The sequence below is a fragment of the Affinundibacterium seohonense genome (assembly GCF_014284305.1).
GTDB lineage: Bacteria > Pseudomonadota > Gammaproteobacteria > Burkholderiales > Burkholderiaceae_D > Undibacterium > Undibacterium seohonense.
Map to the genome: position 1 here is coordinate 1 of NZ_JACOFW010000006.1, position 16,725 is coordinate 16,725.

19 protein-coding genes and 1 pseudogene are annotated in these 16,725 nt (G+C 44.7%); 8 read left to right on the forward strand and 12 right to left on the reverse strand.

Annotation, left to right across the window (positions count from 1 at the left end):
• Positions 1-177: 177 nt before the first annotated feature.
• The 5 genes from H8K52_RS07160 to H8K52_RS07180 are packed head-to-tail and all read right to left on the reverse strand — an operon-like array spanning position 178 to position 4,050.
• Positions 178-789 (reverse strand): SCO family protein, encoded by a 612-nt coding sequence (locus tag H8K52_RS07160; protein WP_186922214.1) that lies wholly within the window; start codon positions 787-789, stop codon positions 178-180.
• A gap of 1 nt (position 790) precedes the next feature.
• Positions 791-1,675 (reverse strand): heme o synthase, encoded by an 885-nt coding sequence (cyoE, locus tag H8K52_RS07165; RefSeq protein WP_186922215.1) that lies wholly within the window; start codon positions 1,673-1,675, stop codon positions 791-793.
• 9 nt (positions 1,676-1,684) lie between these two features.
• Positions 1,685-2,749: a COX15/CtaA family protein gene (locus tag H8K52_RS07170; RefSeq protein WP_186922216.1), complete on the reverse strand. Its 1,065-nt coding sequence runs from the start codon at positions 2,747-2,749 to the stop codon at positions 1,685-1,687.
• A gap of 7 nt (positions 2,750-2,756) precedes the next feature.
• Positions 2,757-3,350, reverse strand: coding sequence for an SCO family protein (locus H8K52_RS07175; RefSeq protein WP_343044146.1), 594 nt, complete (start codon positions 3,348-3,350; stop codon positions 2,757-2,759).
• Positions 3,331-4,050, reverse strand: coding sequence for an SURF1 family protein (locus H8K52_RS07180; protein WP_186922218.1), 720 nt, complete (start codon positions 4,048-4,050; stop codon positions 3,331-3,333). The genes H8K52_RS07175 and H8K52_RS07180 overlap by 20 nt, the downstream gene beginning before the upstream one ends.
• 33 nt (positions 4,051-4,083) lie before the next feature.
• Between H8K52_RS07180 and H8K52_RS07185 the strand changes: the two genes are divergently transcribed.
• Positions 4,084-4,284 carry a twin transmembrane helix small protein gene (locus tag H8K52_RS07185; RefSeq protein ID WP_186922219.1) on the forward strand — a complete coding sequence of 67 codons (201 nt, stop codon included), beginning with the start codon at positions 4,084-4,086 and terminating at the stop codon, positions 4,282-4,284.
• A gap of 83 nt (positions 4,285-4,367) precedes the next feature.
• On the opposite strand, the gene H8K52_RS07190 is transcribed toward H8K52_RS07185, so the two are convergent.
• From H8K52_RS07190 to H8K52_RS07215, 7 genes are all read right to left on the reverse strand, one after another.
• Positions 4,368-5,228, reverse strand: a complete 861-nt coding sequence (locus tag H8K52_RS07190; protein WP_186922220.1) for a cytochrome c oxidase subunit 3 — start codon at positions 5,226-5,228, stop codon at positions 4,368-4,370.
• A gap of 49 nt (positions 5,229-5,277) precedes the next feature.
• Positions 5,278-5,493, reverse strand: a complete 216-nt coding sequence (locus H8K52_RS07195) for a DUF2970 domain-containing protein (RefSeq protein ID WP_186922221.1) — start codon at positions 5,491-5,493, stop codon at positions 5,278-5,280.
• 43 nt (positions 5,494-5,536) lie between these two features.
• The gene (locus H8K52_RS07200; RefSeq protein WP_186922222.1) at positions 5,537-6,139 is read right to left on the reverse strand and encodes a cytochrome c oxidase assembly protein; all 603 of its coding nucleotides are present in this window, start codon (positions 6,137-6,139) and stop codon (positions 5,537-5,539) included.
• 18 nt (positions 6,140-6,157) lie between these two features.
• Positions 6,158-6,262, reverse strand: coding sequence for a cytochrome oxidase small assembly protein (locus H8K52_RS21040; protein WP_222613719.1), 105 nt, complete (start codon positions 6,260-6,262; stop codon positions 6,158-6,160).
• A gap of 44 nt (positions 6,263-6,306) precedes the next feature.
• Positions 6,307-7,911: a cytochrome c oxidase subunit I gene (gene ctaD / locus H8K52_RS07205; RefSeq protein WP_186922223.1), complete on the reverse strand. Its 1,605-nt coding sequence runs from the start codon at positions 7,909-7,911 to the stop codon at positions 6,307-6,309.
• A 17-nt stretch (positions 7,912-7,928) separates the two neighbouring features.
• A complete protein-coding gene (gene coxB, locus H8K52_RS07210) occupies positions 7,929-9,119 on the reverse strand; it encodes a cytochrome c oxidase subunit II (protein ID WP_186922224.1) in 1,191 nt (396 codons plus the stop codon).
• 217 nt (positions 9,120-9,336) lie between these two features.
• A complete protein-coding gene (locus tag H8K52_RS07215; protein ID WP_186922225.1) occupies positions 9,337-10,248 on the reverse strand; it encodes a methyltransferase domain-containing protein in 912 nt (303 codons plus the stop codon).
• 104 nt (positions 10,249-10,352) lie between these two features.
• Between H8K52_RS07215 and H8K52_RS21960 the strand changes: the two are divergent.
• The 7 genes and pseudogenes from H8K52_RS21960 to H8K52_RS07245 all read left to right on the forward strand — a co-directional run.
• A pseudogene (locus H8K52_RS21960) lies at positions 10,353-10,514 on the forward strand (double zinc ribbon domain-containing protein); the annotation flags it as partial.
• 114 nt (positions 10,515-10,628) lie between these two features.
• Positions 10,629-11,063, forward strand: a complete 435-nt coding sequence (locus H8K52_RS21240; protein ID WP_186922226.1) for a ComF family protein — start codon at positions 10,629-10,631, stop codon at positions 11,061-11,063.
• Between the two features lie 75 nt (positions 11,064-11,138).
• Entirely contained in the window at positions 11,139-11,609 is a 471-nt protein-coding gene (gene trmL, locus H8K52_RS07225; protein WP_186922227.1) for a tRNA (uridine(34)/cytosine(34)/5-carboxymethylaminomethyluridine(34)-2'-O)-methyltransferase TrmL, read from the forward strand.
• Positions 11,610-12,404: 795 nt separating this feature from the next.
• Entirely contained in the window at positions 12,405-13,604 is a 1,200-nt protein-coding gene (locus H8K52_RS21050; RefSeq protein WP_222613721.1) for a methyl-accepting chemotaxis protein, read from the forward strand.
• 46 nt (positions 13,605-13,650) lie between these two features.
• The gene (locus H8K52_RS07235; RefSeq protein ID WP_186922228.1) at positions 13,651-14,019 is read left to right on the forward strand and encodes a response regulator; all 369 of its coding nucleotides are present in this window, start codon (positions 13,651-13,653) and stop codon (positions 14,017-14,019) included.
• A 9-nt stretch (positions 14,020-14,028) separates the two neighbouring features.
• Positions 14,029-14,310 (forward strand): STAS domain-containing protein, encoded by a 282-nt coding sequence (locus H8K52_RS07240; RefSeq protein ID WP_186922229.1) that lies wholly within the window; start codon positions 14,029-14,031, stop codon positions 14,308-14,310.
• 21 nt (positions 14,311-14,331) lie between these two features.
• Complete coding sequence (locus H8K52_RS07245) at positions 14,332-16,536, forward strand: chemotaxis protein CheA (RefSeq protein WP_186922230.1); 2,205 nt, start codon at positions 14,332-14,334, stop codon at positions 16,534-16,536.
• Positions 16,537-16,725: the final 189 nt, after the last annotated feature.

The window sequence follows — 16,725 nt, forward strand, 5'->3', positions numbered from 1 at the left end:
ATTGAGTCTTCGTTTGAAAAATACGTGGCGAAGTTCTTTTATTTTTAAAGTGCCTACTAGAGACGCAATCATTACCCAATAAAAAACCCCGCTTTTAATAAAAGACGGGGTTTGTCAGCGATCTGAAAGGCACTCAATCGAGTGCCTTTTGTCTTTTCACCGATGCCAAACGCAAGATTACTTCAGCAATATCTTCAAATCATGCACGATGGTTTCAGGCTTTTGTCCATATTGAACATACAAACGGATTCGACCTTGCGGATCAAACACATAGCTCGCGGCAGTATGATCCATCGTATAGCTGTCTGGTGTTTTTCCCGGACTTTTTTGATAGAACACTTTAAACTCTTTTGCGACTTTCGCCGTTGCCTCCGCATTACCATAGAGCCCTAAAAAGCGCTTATCAAAATTCGGCACATAGGCAGCTAGCAAATCTTGCGTATCGCGCTCTGGATCTACTGTCACAAACAACACTTGCACACGCTCTGCTAAAGGACCAAGTTGCGTCATGACTTTTGACATTTCAAACATGGTGGTTGGGCATACGTCAGGACATTGGGTATAACCGAAAAACACAACGACTGCCTTACCTTTAAAATCAGCCAAGGTGCGTGGCTGACCATTTTGATCGATCAAGGCGAAATCCTTAGCATAAGAAAGACCTGTCAGATCCGTATTCAGAAATTTCTCTTCTGGCTTATTGCATGCGCTCAATATCAAACCAGTTGCTAGAGCCAAACAACAAGAAACAATTCGCGTCCAAGCTGAACTTGTGGATAGTGTTTTCATATCAGAATTTAAGGTAGTGATCGACCAACAATGCAGCGAACAATAAGGAGAGATAGACAATCGAGAATGTGAAAGTCTTACGCGCCAGCACATCATCATAGTGTCGATAAATACGCCAGGCGTACCACAAAAATCCCAAGCCCAGAATCACGGCACTAACAAGATAAATCAAACCACTCATCTTGACCGCATACGGTAACAGAGTCGTCGCGAACAAGGCGATGGTGTATAACCAAATATGGAAACGCGTGAATTCAAGACCATGCGTAATCGGTAACATCGGCAATCCAGATTTCGCATAATCATCGCGACGATACATTGCCAGCGCCCAAAAATGCGGTGGCGTCCAAACGAAAATGATCAACACTAACAACCAAGCTTGCATTGGCACTTCATTAGCGATAGCCGCCCAGCCCAAAGCCGGTGGCATCGCGCCAGATAATCCACCAATCACAATATTTTGCGGCGTAGCAGGCTTCAAAATGATCGTATAAATCACTGCATAACCAACAAAGGTAACAAAGGTCAGCCACATCGTGAGCGGATTGACCAAGGCATATAAAATCCACATGCCCGCGCCGCCAATCAAAAATGAAAATACCAAAATCTGCTTGGTACTCATTTCGCCTTGTGCACTAGGGCGGCGGGCAGTGCGCGCCATACGCGCATCAATTTCGCGCTCCACCAAGCAGTTAACTGCAAAGGCAGCACCTGCCAGCAACCAAATCCCAATCGTTGCTGCTAAAACGATGCGCCAGTCTGGCAAGCTGGGCGTTGCCAAAAACATGCCGATAACGGCACAGAAAACCGCTAGCTGCGTTACACGCGGCTTGGTCAGCGCCACATATTGAGAAAAGCGATTGAACAAAGTACTTTGAGTTGTCATTGGGGGCGATTAAGATTCATTAGCAACACTGGAGCGAACCCGATAGTTTAACATGCTCAGCAATAGCACAAGCACTGCGGCTCCAGCATTATGCAAAACAGCAATAGCTAAAGGCCAAGAGAAAAAAATCGTCGCAACACCCGTTATCAATTGCATCAGCAAAACCGCCAACACTCCGTTCGATAATGTTTTGGTATCAGCATGTTTTCTACCTAAATAAGCTACATAGCCTAACAAAGCGAACACGACCCAAGCGAAAGTACGATGCACCCAATGAATGGTCATCAATGCCGAAAATGGTAAAAAATCTCCGCTACCAGTACGGCCTAATTCCCGCCACAATACATAAGCATGTTCGAAATCGAGCTGCGGAACAATCTCACCATTACACAGCGGATAGTCGTGACAGGCGAGAGCAGCGTAATTAGTGCTGACCCAACCACCAAGTGCAACTTGCATCAATAAGATCGCAAAGGCAAATGGTAATAACTTAAACAATTTCGATGAATATTGATTGCCTGAGCGCGTTGATTCTCGCTGCCACGCCCACACCAATAGCGACAAAATCAATAATGCCAAAATCAAATGAATGGTCACAATAATGGGCTGCAACTTCATCGTTACTGTCCACTTGCCAAATGCCCCCTGTATGCCGACTAACACAAACAAACTGGTCGCTAACCATGGAGAAAACGGCCGTGTCTTCCGCTTCCACCAAGCAATACCCATTTGTAGCGTGATCAAAAAACCCACGCTCATCGCGAGATAGCGGTGAATCATTTCGATCCATGCTTTAGCAACTGTCACAGGACCAGTCGGCAAAAGGCTCTCGGCGGCTTTGATTTCACTGTGGGCTTGAAATGGATTAGCTTCACCGTAGCACCCCGGCCAGTCGGGACAACCCAAACCGGAATCGGTAAGGCGCGTAAATGCGCCAAAAATAATGAGATCGAAAGTTAAGAATAGTGTAACGGCGATCAGCTTCTTGTACTTGTTCTGCTCTTTTGATAAGAGAACGACAGTTAGCGGAATTACCGCAAACAAAATCCCGATGATAGCGAGTTGGATCAGCATGTTTGTATCAGCCTATCGCCGAAGCCTTAAGCAACTTAATCAAATCCTTTTTAATCTTGTTGGGATCGGCATCTTTTGGATAGCGCATCATCAAATTACCTAAAGGATCGACTACATAGATATGGTCTTGAAGTGTTGTGCCATTCTCGGTTGGTAACCATTTTTCCAACTTGCTTTTATCGCTGCGAAGTAAATGCGTACCAGCAATACCGGGCTTTAGTTGTTCTGCGATCGGTAAAGCATCGGTAATCAACCAAACTCGTTCAATTCGATCCATGCCCTTACCTTGCGCCAGGCGCAATTGACGCATCTCTAACAATTTACGCTGACAATTGTCGGCACAACTCGCATCATCAATTTGTAGCATCAGCCACTTACCCTTGAGGCTACTGAGTTCCACAACTTTGCCGTCTTGATCTTGCAATTGCAAAGTGGGCATAGGATACTGACGCGGATCAATTAATGCGCCGTAATTATTCTTCGCGCCTGGCTTAATCACATAGTAGGTGAAATAAGAAGCAATCATGGGCGATGCACACACCGCTAAAACCGCGAGTAATTTCCAACGACCAGCTGCTCTTCTATTTTCTAATTTTTCCACGACGAATTCCTGTAACAACAAAAAAGATGGCAGCCATCAAAGCTAAGCCATACCATTGAAATGCATAAGCACGATGTTTATCTGATCCATCCGAAGGTTTTGGCCAATCACGTATCAAACCATCGCCTGCACTAGATGTCTGCTCTAAAACCTTATCCATTATCGCCAACCCAGTATGCTGACGTAACTCATCAAAGGAGACACTCTGAACGATACTTCCGGGTTTTAAACTCTCGGACTTCCCCAGTTGCATAGTGCGATCCAATTGTTCACGCACAACACCTTCAACTTCGACTACGCCCTGAGCGGTTAGTAAAGACGGTATTTTAGTCCGTTCCGCTGGATTACGCTGAAGCCACCCCCGCGCCACGAGCACATACTTCTCACTGTCTTGAAGTTTGAAAGGCATCAACACATAAAAACCTGCCACGCCCTTCAATGGACGATTATCCAAATACAAAGGCCAGTTTTGCTCAAAAGTCCCAACTAACTTTACCTTTTGAAATGATTGGAGTTGGCTAAATTTTTGCGCACTACTAAGAACCACAGGGGCTTGCCGCGATTTTTCTTGCATCAACGCAGCAATTGTTTCTTTCTCCTCGGCACGTCGGGTCTGCCAATTTCCCAAGGAAATACCGACAGCACATAATATTGCAGTCGCTAGCAATGGCAATATACGAATCAAACTAGGCTTAAGCATTACAATAGCCCTTTTGCGGAAAAAGTGATTAACATGAAAATTCTGGTTGCCATCGCCTTCTTACTAATTCTTTTCAGCTTAGGCTCAGCTTTAGTTTATCTGATGAAAGACAAGGGTAAAAGTAATCGTACCGTCAAGGCACTCGCTTTTCGTGTGGGTTTCTCGATTAGCCTATTTATTCTAATTTTAGTTGCAAACCACTTTGGATTAATCCAACCCACCGGAATCCATTAAACGCTGCTTACAATCAGCCCGATGAAGAAAAAGCCGCACTAAGTGCGGCTTTTTCTTCGAGTGCATAAATTCAACTATGACGCTTATAACCAGTACACAACAACGTACAGACCCAACCAGACAACGTCAACAAAATGCCAGTACCAAGCAGCGCCTTCAAATGCAAAATGGTTCTCTGCTGTGAAGTGCCCTTTCATATGGCGGTACAAAACGACTGACAACATAATCGCCCCCATGGTCACGTGAAAACCATGGAAACCAGTCAACATGTAAAAGGTTGCGCCGTAGATACCAGAAGTTAACTTCAAGTTCAAATCACTATAAGCATGCATGTATTCATAGACTTGGAAACCCATGAAAATCGCGCCTAGAACAATTGTCGCAAACAACCAAAATGAGGTCTGTGGACGCTTACCTTCACGAATCGCGTGATGCGATAAGGTCAAGGTAACACCAGAGGTCAATAACAAAGCCGTATTAATCGTTGGAATCCAAAATGGTGTCATGGTTGTGAACTTCTCGACCGTACCTGCTGGACCAACGCCACCCCAAACTGCGGAAAAATCTGGCCATAAAACTTTATGATCCAAATCCGCCAACCACGGCATGCTAATGCTGCGAGCATAGAACAACGCGCCGAAGAAGGCTCCGAAGAACATCACTTCAGAAAAAATAAACCAGCTCATACTCCAGCGGAAAGAAGTGTCAATTCGAGCACTATATTTACCGCCTTCAGATTCAGCGATCGCATCGCCAAACCATTTATACAGAACCAATAAGGTCAGTATGATCCCTGCAAAATTCAAATAGGCACCCCAAGTGGCCCCATTTACCCAAGCTGAAGCACCAAGCATAGTCAACAATAGGGTCGTGCCACCTAATACAGGCCACTGTGAAGGACCTGGCACGAAGTAATAAGGTGCGCTAGCGTTGTGAGAACTCATTTCCATCTCCCGATACAATTTTTTTAAACTCAGTTGATAACTAATTTCTTTATTTTGCTACGACTTGCTTCACAATCAAAACTAAAATACTAATGAAGATCGCCGCGCCTATCAATCCTGCAATAATGACATGAACCGGATTTAATTGTGCCGCATCCTGCTCATATGCACTTTTCTTACGTATTCCCAAGAACGACCACAACACCGCTTTCATTGTTGCTAAAAACGATGCTTTACGTTTCGTTGCCTGTTTTAAGTCATCCATGCCTGCCCGCTTTCTATCTGCATCCGATCGATTTCACATCTGATCATGATCCGGTTTTACCCGCCGTTGGCTTGAGTCCAACCTCAAAAAATGTATAAGACAAAGTAATCGTCTTTACGTCTTTCGGTAATGCAGGATCAATAAAAAACGATACAGGCATTTGACGCGCTTCGTTTGCTTCTAACGTCTGTTGCTGAAAACAAAAGCATTCCATCTTCTTGAAAAAAGCGGCGGCTTGTTGCGGTGCATAACTCGGAATCGCTTGGGCATCCATCTTATAAGACTGTTTATTCACAACCTCATAAACAACCTGCGCCATTTCGCCTGGATGAACTTGCAAACTAGAAACCGTAGGACGAAAACGCCAAGGACCTTGCGTGTTTGCATCAAACTCAATCGTAATTAAACGACTCTTATCCACTTGCGAATTCACGACAGCATCTGCGGAAATATCCTTGGGCGTCAAAATATTGATCCCAGTAATTTCACAAATTTGCTTATAAATTGGAATTAAAGCGTAGCCAAATCCAAACATCACGATCGCAATGACCACCAACTTCTTCAACATTAAGAAATTGAGTCTCTTTGTAATCACTTGCTCTTCAGCCGCTTCCTCAACTACTTTTTGCTTCAATTCCTCAGACATGCAAATCCCGATTCATTCTCAACGCAAGAGTGTTTGCTTTGCGATCACACCAATAAAAAATATCAAAACGACAGACAATAAAACCAACGCGGTTTTGAGATTACTTTTATTTTGGTTTTTCATCTTTTCAAGCAACCCTTACCGAAGTAGGGGTTGCATTCCATTCTTTATTTAACGACAGGAGGTTCTTCAAATGTATGGAATGGTGCCGGACTTGGTACTGTCCATTCCAATCCTTCAGCACCTTCCCATGGTTTTGCATCTGCCGGCTTACCACCTTTAATCGACGGAATCACGACGAATAAAATGAAGTACACCTGCATCAAACCGAAGCCAAAAGCGCCGAACGAAGCAATCATATTGAAATCAGCAAACTGCGCTGGATAATCAGCATAACGACGTGGCATACCGGCAAGACCCAAGAAATGCATAGGGAAGAAAGTAATATTGAACGTTACCAATGATGCCCAGAAGTGGAACTTACCGCGAGCTTCGTTGTACATAAAGCCTGTCCACTTTGGTCCCCAATAGTAGAAACCGGCGAACAAGGCAAACAAGGAACCTGCCACCAACACATAGTGGAAGTGAGCAACAACATAGTAAGTATCTTGCAATTGGATATCAATTGGTGTTACCGCCAAAATCAGACCAGTGAAACCACCCATCGTAAATACGAAGATGAAACCAACCGCAAACAACATTGGCGTTTCGAAAGTCATCGAACCTTTCCACATTGTCGCGATCCAGTTAAACACTTTTACGCCAGTTGGAATCGAAATCAGCATTGTTGCGTACATGAAGAACAACTGTGCCGTCACTGGCATACCTGTTGTAAACATGTGATGCGCCCAAACGATGAAAGACAAAATCGCGATGGAAGCCGTTGCGTACACCATGGATGCATAACCAAACAAAGGCTTACGTGCAAATGCTGGAATGATCTGAGAAACAATACCGAAGGCTGGCAAAATCATGATGTACACCTCTGGGTGTCCGAAGAACCAGAAAATGTGTTGATACATGACTGGGTCACCACCACCAGCAGCATTAAAGAATGATGTACCGAAATGACGATCAGTCAAAGTCATAGTAATCGCGCCTGCCAACACTGGCATAACAGCGATCAACAAGTAAGCGGTAATCAGCCAAGTCCAGCAGAACATTGGCATCTTCATCAAAGTCATGCCAGGAGCGCGCATGTTCAAAATCGTTGTAATGATGTTGATGGAACCCATGATGGATGAAGCACCCATGATATGCACAGCGAAAATCGCCATATCCATGCCAGGTCCCATTTGCGTTGACAAAGGTGCATACAAAGTCCAACCAGCTGCAGTAGCGCCTCCTGGTACGAAGAAAGAACCAGCCAACAGAAGTGCCGCAGGCGGCATCAACCAGAAGGAGAAGTTATTCATCCGGGCAAAAGCCATATCTGATGCGCCGATTTGCAAAGGAATCATCCAGTTAGCGAAACCAACGAAGGCCGGCATAATCGCACCAAACACCATGATCAAACCATGCATGGTCGTCAACTGGTTAAAAAACTCTGGTTGCATCAATTGCAAACCTGGTTGAAACAATTCACTTCGAATGCCCAAGGCCATGACGCCACCAAGCATCAACATTGAGAACGCGAACCATAGATATAAATTACCGATATCTTTGTGGTTCGTCGCGAACAAATAACGACGCCAGCCGTGTGGATGATCGTGGGCGTGGTCATCATGACCATGAGAGTGATCGTGTGCGTGATCAACTGCTGTATTACTCATCTCTATCTCCTGTTCAATTACTTACGCGCAGCCAAAACTTCGGCTGGCTGGACGATATTTTCTGCTGCTTTATTCGACCAGCTATTACGGGTATAAGTAATTACCGCTGCAATTTCTGTATCTGACAAAGTCGCTTTCCATGCTGGCATACCGCGAATACCATTCAACAGAATCTCAACTTGGGCTGCTTTTGGACCGTTCACAACTGGAGAACCATCTAAGGCTGCAAATGCGCCTGGGACACCTTTACCATTTGCTTGATGGCAAGCGACACAGTTGGCAGCATAGACACTTTCGCCACGTTGCTTCAATTCGTCCACTGTCCATACCTTGCTTGGATCATCGGCTTTTGCGGCCATCTCTTTTTTCTTACCGTCTACCCAAACTGTGTAATCGGCATCAGATACCACGCGAACAACGATAGGCATAAAGGCGTGCTCTTTACCGCACAATTCAACGCATTGACCGCGATAAGTACCGATTTTTTCTGCTTTAAACCAAGTATCACGAACGAAACCTGGGATCGCATCTTGTTTCACGCCAAACGCTGGAATAGTCCAACCGTGAATCACGTCATTTGCAGTTGTGATAATACGAATTTTCTTATTAACTGGAACGACCACTTCGTTATCAACTTCTAACAAATAATTGACGCCGCGTGCCTCAGTTGGCGCTAAGCCCGGCGCACCAACTTGCGTGCGTGGCGTTGCCAAGGTAGACAAGAAGGAGATACCTTCGCCTTCGCCTTTGAGGTAATCGTATCCCCATTTCCATTGCATACCAGTTGCCTTGATCGTGATATCGGCATTGGACGTATCTTTCATTGCCACCACAGTCTTGGTTGCAGGCAATGCCATACCGATCACGATGAAGAAAGGCACGATCGTCCACAAAATCTCAACGGTCGTACTTTCATGGAAAGTAGCTGGCTTATGACCCAAGGATTTACGATGCTTGAGAATGGAATAAAACATCACGCCGAATACTGCTACAAAAATTGCCAAGCAGATATACAGCATGAGGTTATGGATGGAATAGATCTGCTCCGCGATTTGTGTCACGGGTGTTTGCAGGTTTAACTGCTTGACGGCAGGACCACCTGGGCTATCTTTAACGGCCCAAGCTGGCATCCCAGCAGCCAAAAGCGAAGCACCTAGCACCAAAGAGGCACCAAGCGTTCTCGACTTTAATCGCATAGCATGTTTCATGATTTCCCCAAAAACCTATTAGAATTTTCAACAGAAGTTGTCATAAGATTATGCAGACAACTTCCACAACTGCGAGAGTATAAAGCGTAAAGCTGAGCTATATCAAGAAGAAATCATGGTACATCTGTGCAAAATCATATTGACAAGCAAGATCTTTGCTAGGAAAAACAACCACCGAAACGAACTTACTAATATTAAAAATTATTAATAAGTGCAACTATTTTTTAGGGAAATCGACCCGGATAATTGATTCCCCACTAGCAAGTTTTGTCGGAACAGGCTTGAATGCGTGTCCAAAAACAACTTCAATTGTCAGTGGAATTCTTCCATCGTCGGCACGATTTTTTTCCAATTGTGCAGACAATTTCGCCATCGCATGACGTCCCAGTAATCCTGGGCGACGCGAAGTCATTGGGTTACCGCCGAGTGCTTTGAGGTCGGCGAACAATTGCTCAAGCTTGGCGTAGCGCAAAGTAATCCGCTCGACATCCATGACTGGTGTGGCGAATCCAGCCGCCACCAGCATATCACCAAAGTCGTGCATGTCTACGAAAGGTAGCACGTGTGGGAAATCATCAATCTCAGAAAACGCCTGCTTTAGCTCAATAAAAGTATCTGGACCAAAACTAGAAAACATCACAATGCCATTTTTCTCCATGACCCGAAACCACTCTCGCAACACCAAATCAGGCGTAGGATGCCAATGCAAAGCTAGGTTTGACCATAAGACATCGAACCGATTGGAACGTATCGGTAAGTTGGCGAAATCCGCACAAACCAAATCAATTTGACGCTTTTTTTTATTCCCAATCGACAGTATCCGATTGAAAAATGAATCACTCACCCCATTAGCAACGACTTCACTGCGAGGTGCCTGCAACAAAGCGGCATAAGACCCATCAAGGCCGACTATGGAGCTTGCGTCGGGAAACCGTTCGGACAGCCTTAGCAAATCCACACCAACACCACAGCCAATATCGAGCACATGGTTGGCATCAATTTTAATTAAGTCGAGTTTCTCAGCCATTCTATTGGCAATCTCTCTCAACAGAAACTGCCCACCCTCAACACGGGTTGGCGATGCAAACAAACGGCGGACTTGATTCAAGCTGATAGGTGCGCTTTGCATAGGTGTCGGCTTAGTAATTAAAAATAATGCGGTGTAAAAATTTGAATTAAGATAGGCTAAATGATAACTTCCAACAATTTATGATCAACCTTAGTTAACAAGTCATGCAAAGTCTGCCTCAGCTTCTCCTTCCAAACCACTGTGCGCTTTGCCAACAAACTTCTGAGCGAGGAATTTGCAAGGAGTGCGAGGTGGACTATTTTTCTAGGAGTATTCGACGTTGTGATCAATGCGGCATTCCGCTCTATTCCAAGATTGACTCAGCATGTGGCAATTGTATAAAAACGCCACCTTTTTTTGATGCGACTTTCGTCAGTTGCAATTATAGCGCCCCTATCGACAGCCTCGTTTTAGGTCTCAAATTTGGCCACCAGCTGCACATGGCAACCCTGATCGCCGGGTTCTTGGAAGAAACGATCCAGAATAACTTAAAACACATGCCGACAAACCCTGCCATTTTTTGCCCAGTACCACTTAGCCGGCAACGCCTGATCACTCGCGGCTTCAATCAATCCTTAGAAATCGCCAGACCAATCAACTTGCCAGATGGCGGCATTTTAATCCCAGATTTAATTTGGCGTTTAAAAAACACTTTGCAGCAAAGCAGCTTACATCCCGATGATAGGCAACGCAATGTACGGGGCGCGTTCTTCACCAATCCTGCACTTGCCCACCAGATTCAAGGTCAACATCTCGCTGTGATCGATGATGTCATCACCACAGGAACGACCCTCAATGCAATTGCAAAATTATTGAAACAAGCTGGTGCAGTGCGCGTTACCAATTTTGTCTTTGCCAGAACGACTTGGCACTAAACCGAACCTGACAATTCGCTTCACAGACCAAGTTTGCGCTATCATGCGCATACTAAATTTAGTGAAGGAATCACCTTGTTTAATGTTGTTTTAGTCGAGCCAGAAATCCCACCAAATACTGGAAATATTATTCGTCTCTGTGCCAATGCCGGTGTGCAACTCCACCTGATTGAGCCATTGGGTTTCCCTTTAGAAGATAGCAAACTTAAGCGGGCAGGACTGGATTACCACGAATACGCGCAAATGAAAGTTCATAAAAACTGGGAAGCTTTTCTTGCGACAGAACAGCCCGCCGCTGACCGTCTTTTCGCCATGACAACACATGGATCGACAACATTCGCCAAGCTGGCATTTCAAGCAGGTGATTACTTCGTCTTTGGATCCGAAACTCGTGGTTTAGCACCTGACTTGCGTGCATCTTTTCCCCTTAGTCAGCGTATCAGGCTGCCAATGCGTCCAGACAATCGTAGTTTAAATCTTTCCAATACCGTGGCAATTGTTGTATATGAGGCATGGCGCCAAAATGATTTTTTAGGTGGTCTCTGATAGCAGAAATGACGATTCGTCTCTAAGACCACGGAGGTGCTGCGACAAAATGAAAATGATGCAAACTCATCAACCATCACCATCTCTATTTTGACGTCTAAATTAATCCTGACGTTTAGCTGAAGCGGCATTACACACAATCAAATATTCGCGTGCATCATGTAGTGTTTCCATCACGCTTGCGGTATTAAATGGCTTTTAAATGTAGCCGCTCGCACCAAGACTTGATGCCTGCTCAACGATACCATCTTCCTCCGCACTGGAAGCCTTCGACAACATTGATGATGGACAGATGACTTGATTTTCGCAAAAGCGTCAAGTCCATTTAATGTCATCATCACGGCGTGCAATAACACGATATCCGGCCGCTGCTTTTCACACTTCGCGACACCGGTTTCACCATCAGTAGCCTCACCGGCGCTTGCTTGCACATCTATTTCTCTCTCTTTGTTCTTTCGACATCGAAAAGCAAGCCCCATCCTTGATTCCACGTGCACCTTGTTCAGATATTGCAACCAAGGTTTCAACTTATTTCAAAGCGAATAAACAACGACATATGTCAAAAAACATCGCTATCACAACTAAAAATCGCGACTTTTTGAGATCCTTCAACATCGCCAGACACAAGAGTTCAGATTTCCTTCAATATATTCCTAAACTACAACATGTCTGTTGATTTATGCAGCAAGTCGATTTAGAAGCGTGCTAAGCTCTATCTACAAAGCAACATGAATACGTATTCTATGGTTAAGATGTTTACATTTATTTTCAGCATCAATCAGGAAGAATAGAAAAATGCGTTCAGCCAGAACTTCATGTAAACCGATACTGGTAATTGGCAAGCTTGATCTCGAATTGCTAATGCCATTAGCATTAGTCATGTTCGCCCTACTACCCATTTTTTCAAAACCTGGGCCTCTAGAATTAATTTCGTTTGTCGGTGTTAGTCTCAGCGCTTACGCTTGGAAAAAAATATCCCGTCAGGAGCCTAATACACCGCCGCCACAAGCACAAACTGAAGTGGTGCAAGCCAGAGAAATTGTGGTGACTAGGTATACCCCAAGTGCGAATGAAACAGATTTTTTTCAGGGTGTTTTACCGGTCTGGCAAAACCATGTGATCTCAGTCAAAAACAAAACTGAAACTGCAGTCGCCCAATTAATCGACAGCTTCAGCTCGATAATCAGCCAATTTGACGCGGCTGGATTCGCAGCACAAAACGCTGAAAGTGAATCGGCCAATCACACAGCCACCATGCATTTACTCAATCTATGCCGCGATGAATTACAACCTGTAATCGAGCATCTAGAAGCGATGATTGACAACAAAAATGATTTACTAGAGGCCATCAGTGGCTTGGCGACTTCCACAGCTGACTTAAAAGACATGGCGCACAGCGTGGCGACGATTGCAGCACAGACCAATTTACTCGCCATCAATGCATCCATCGAAGCCGCCCGCGCTGGTGTGCATGGTCGAGGTTTCGCGGTGGTTGCAGGTGAAGTACGCCGCTTGTCACTTATGTCATCCGAAACAGGACAAACAATTACCACACGCGTCAACGACATTACCAGCGTGGTGAAAGAAACTCTCAAAGCCGCAAAAAAAGCCAACGACCACGATCGAGACATTTTGCTGCGCTCAGGAAATGTAGTCAAAACCGTACTGGGTCATGTGCAAGACCTCGGAAATGCGGCAGAAATAATGCGCAGCCAAGGTGAAGTGATACGCAATGACGTGGAAAGCTTACTGATCACATTGCAATACCAAGATCGTGTCAGTCAAATGCTCAATGTATTGGATCGGGATATCAACAAGCTATTGGTAATCATTAATGAGAACCGCGGCATCCCAACAACTGCCGAATGGTTAAACGATTTAGAAAAGTATTACACCATGGATGATCAACATTTCAACCATGATCAGACGCGAACCAATGCAAATCCGGCAGCCAATGCAGCCGATGGTAATAATTCCGAAATCACATTCTTTTAAATACGTCAGTACCAGTTCCAAAAACACTCAATAGCCGAGGTTAAACATGTCAAAAACAGTAATGGTGGTTGATGATTCAGCGTCCGTCAGGCAAGTCGTCGGCTTAGCACTTCGTGGTGCGGGCTACATCGTGATCGAAGGAGTCGATGGCCAGGATGCGCTAGGCAAATTGAATGGGCAAAAAGTCCATTTAATTATTTCTGACGTCAATATGCCTGTAATGGACGGCATCACCTTTGTACAAGAAGTCAAAAAACTTCCTATGTACAAATTTACCCCGATCATCATGTTGACGACTGAATCACAAGAAGGCAAAAAACTGCAAGGACAAGCAGCTGGTGCCAAGGCGTGGGTGGTCAAACCATTTCAGCCAGCACAAATGTTGGCCGCAGTTTCCAAACTCATCTTACCGTAGAGGTATATCGTGCATTCACAATCTATTACAGGTGAACTGACAATCTACACGGCGGCATCCGAAAAACAGCATTTACAAGAATTTTTAGAGACCGGTGATGATTTGGAAGTGAATCTATCACAGGTCGCTGAAATGGATAGCGCGGGCTTACAAGTACTCATTTTGATGAAACAGGAAGCACTCCGACGCAATAAAAAACTGCGTTACACCATGCATAGCAAAGCAGTATTAGAAGTCTTAGAAATGTGCAATATGACAGCAACGTTTGGTGACCAAGTTATTTTGACTTGAGTAAATCGCGGGAGATTTCGTATGAGTTTTGAAGATGAAATGAGGGCTGCGCTAGATACCTTTGTAGTCGAAAGCCGCGAATTACTACAAGACATGGAAGACGGTTTATTAGGTCTGGAACATGACGATAATCCGCATGACGCAATCGGTGCAATCTTTCGTGCAGCCCATACCATCAAAGGTTCTGCGGGCTTGTTTGGTTTAGACCATATTGTTCATTTCACCCACCTGGTGGAGAGCATACTGGACATGTTACGCAATGAAGAAATTGCGGTTTCCTCAGACTTAATTGCGGTTCTGCTGCCCTGCCGCGATCACATTAGCAACCTCATTGACGGTGTCGCTTCTGGCCATATTGAAGGAACCGCTGAACAACTTTCTGCGAGTACTGCCTTACATGAACAGCTGAGCAAATTCGCTCATGCTAGCTCGTCAGATCAACGCTCAGACATTGCTCAACAACACGAACAACATGCGCAATCCTCTGGCGGCGGTTTAGTCGACTCGGGAAACTGGTATTTATCGCTTCGCTTCGGATCTGATTGTCTGCGTAACGGCATGGATCCATTGTCATTTATTCGCTACCTGAGCACTTTGGGCGATGTCATTAATCTTATAACCATTACCGACAACATTCCCCAGTTGGATCAGATGGATGCAGAAAGTTGTTACCTTGGATTTGAAGTCGTCCTCAAAAGTAGTGCGAGCAAAGAAGCCATTGAAAACGTTTTTGAATTTGTGCGCGAAGATAGTGTTATTCGTATCGTACCGCCGCGTAGCAAAATTGATGAGTACATCGACATTATCAACAACTTACCAAATGACGATGAATTACTCGGAGAAATTTTAATTAAAAGTGGCGTGCTAACGAAGCATGAGTTGGAAGAGTGTTTGAATTTACAAAAGCAGCGTCAAGGCATCACGCGCGGAGAAACCAATGAGTCGCCGATCGGAGAAATTCTGGTCAAGCAAGAGATGCTGCAAGAACCCATCTTAAATGCCGCACTTCACAAACAACAGCAAGTTAAAGATAACAAAGCAAGAGAAAAACAAAACATTCGTGTTGATGCCGAAAGACTCGATAGATTGATTGATCTGGTTGGTGAGTTAGTCATCGCAGGAGCCGGCGCTAATTTACGGGCAACAAAATCAAATGATGTCGCACTACTCGAATCAACCAGTGAAGTCATGCGATTGGTAGAAGAAGTTCGCGATAGCGCATTGCAATTAAGAATGGTTCCCATCGGTACGACATTTAGTCGCTTCCAGCGCGTGGTTCGCGATGTCAGCATCGAACTTGGTAAAGATATTCTGCTTGAGATTTCGGGTGGGGAGACCGAGGTTGACAAATCTGTCGTCGATAAAATTGGCGATCCATTGATGCATCTTGTTCGTAACTCTATGGATCACGGCATTGAAAGTGCCTCGATCAGAATCGCGCGCGGCAAACCAGCCCAGGGAACTTTACGGCTCAATGCTTATCACGAATCTGGCAGTATTGTGATTGAAGTCAGCGATGATGGCGGAGGGTTAAATCGCGACAAAATTTTGGCGAAAGCCATTGAAAAAGGCTTGGTTTCAGAAGGAACAGCATTAAGCGATAAAGAAATTTATGCCTTAATTTTCGAACCTGGTTTTTCAACCGCAGATCAGATCTCAAATCTTTCAGGTCGTGGTGTTGGCATGGATGTTGTCAAACGCAATGTCACGTCGCTACGAGGCAGTATCGACATCGATAGTGAAATCGGTGTAGGTGCAACCATGCGCATCCGCATGCCGCTTACTTTAGCAATTATTGATGGTTTCTTAGTGGGTGTAGGTAAATCTTCCTTTGTCATCCCACTTGACCAAGTAGTGGAGTGTGTCGAACTACCTAAAGAGTGCGCGGATCGTGATTTTATGGACCTGCGCGGTGAAGTGTTACCGTTTATTCGTCTACGAAAAATGTTTGAAATTGAGGGCGAGGAACCACGCCGTCAAAATGTCGTGGTTATCAGCAATGGCACGAATAAAACTGGCTTAGTAGTTGATCGACTGATGGGCGAATTTCAAACCGTCATTAAGCCTCTAGGGAAGTTATTCGGCCATCTGCAAGGTATCGGTGGTTCCACCATTTTAGGCAGTGGCGAAGTCGCCTTAATTTTAAGTGTGACGAGTATGACGCAACACTATTCAAGAATGGAGCAGAAACGACTACTTGCAGTGCCGCAGAATTCCAGTAGGTAAAAAAATCATGCAATCAAAATCAATTGATGCGATGCGATTTCCATGCATGAATGGATTTAAATTAATTTGATTTGATTTATCACTAGCAATATTGATTTTTCAAGCTGCAATCGATAGAGACAAAATCAATATGAATAACCGAATTTCGTTACTTTCATTAGAAGCGCTCACACTATTTTAGGGGATATG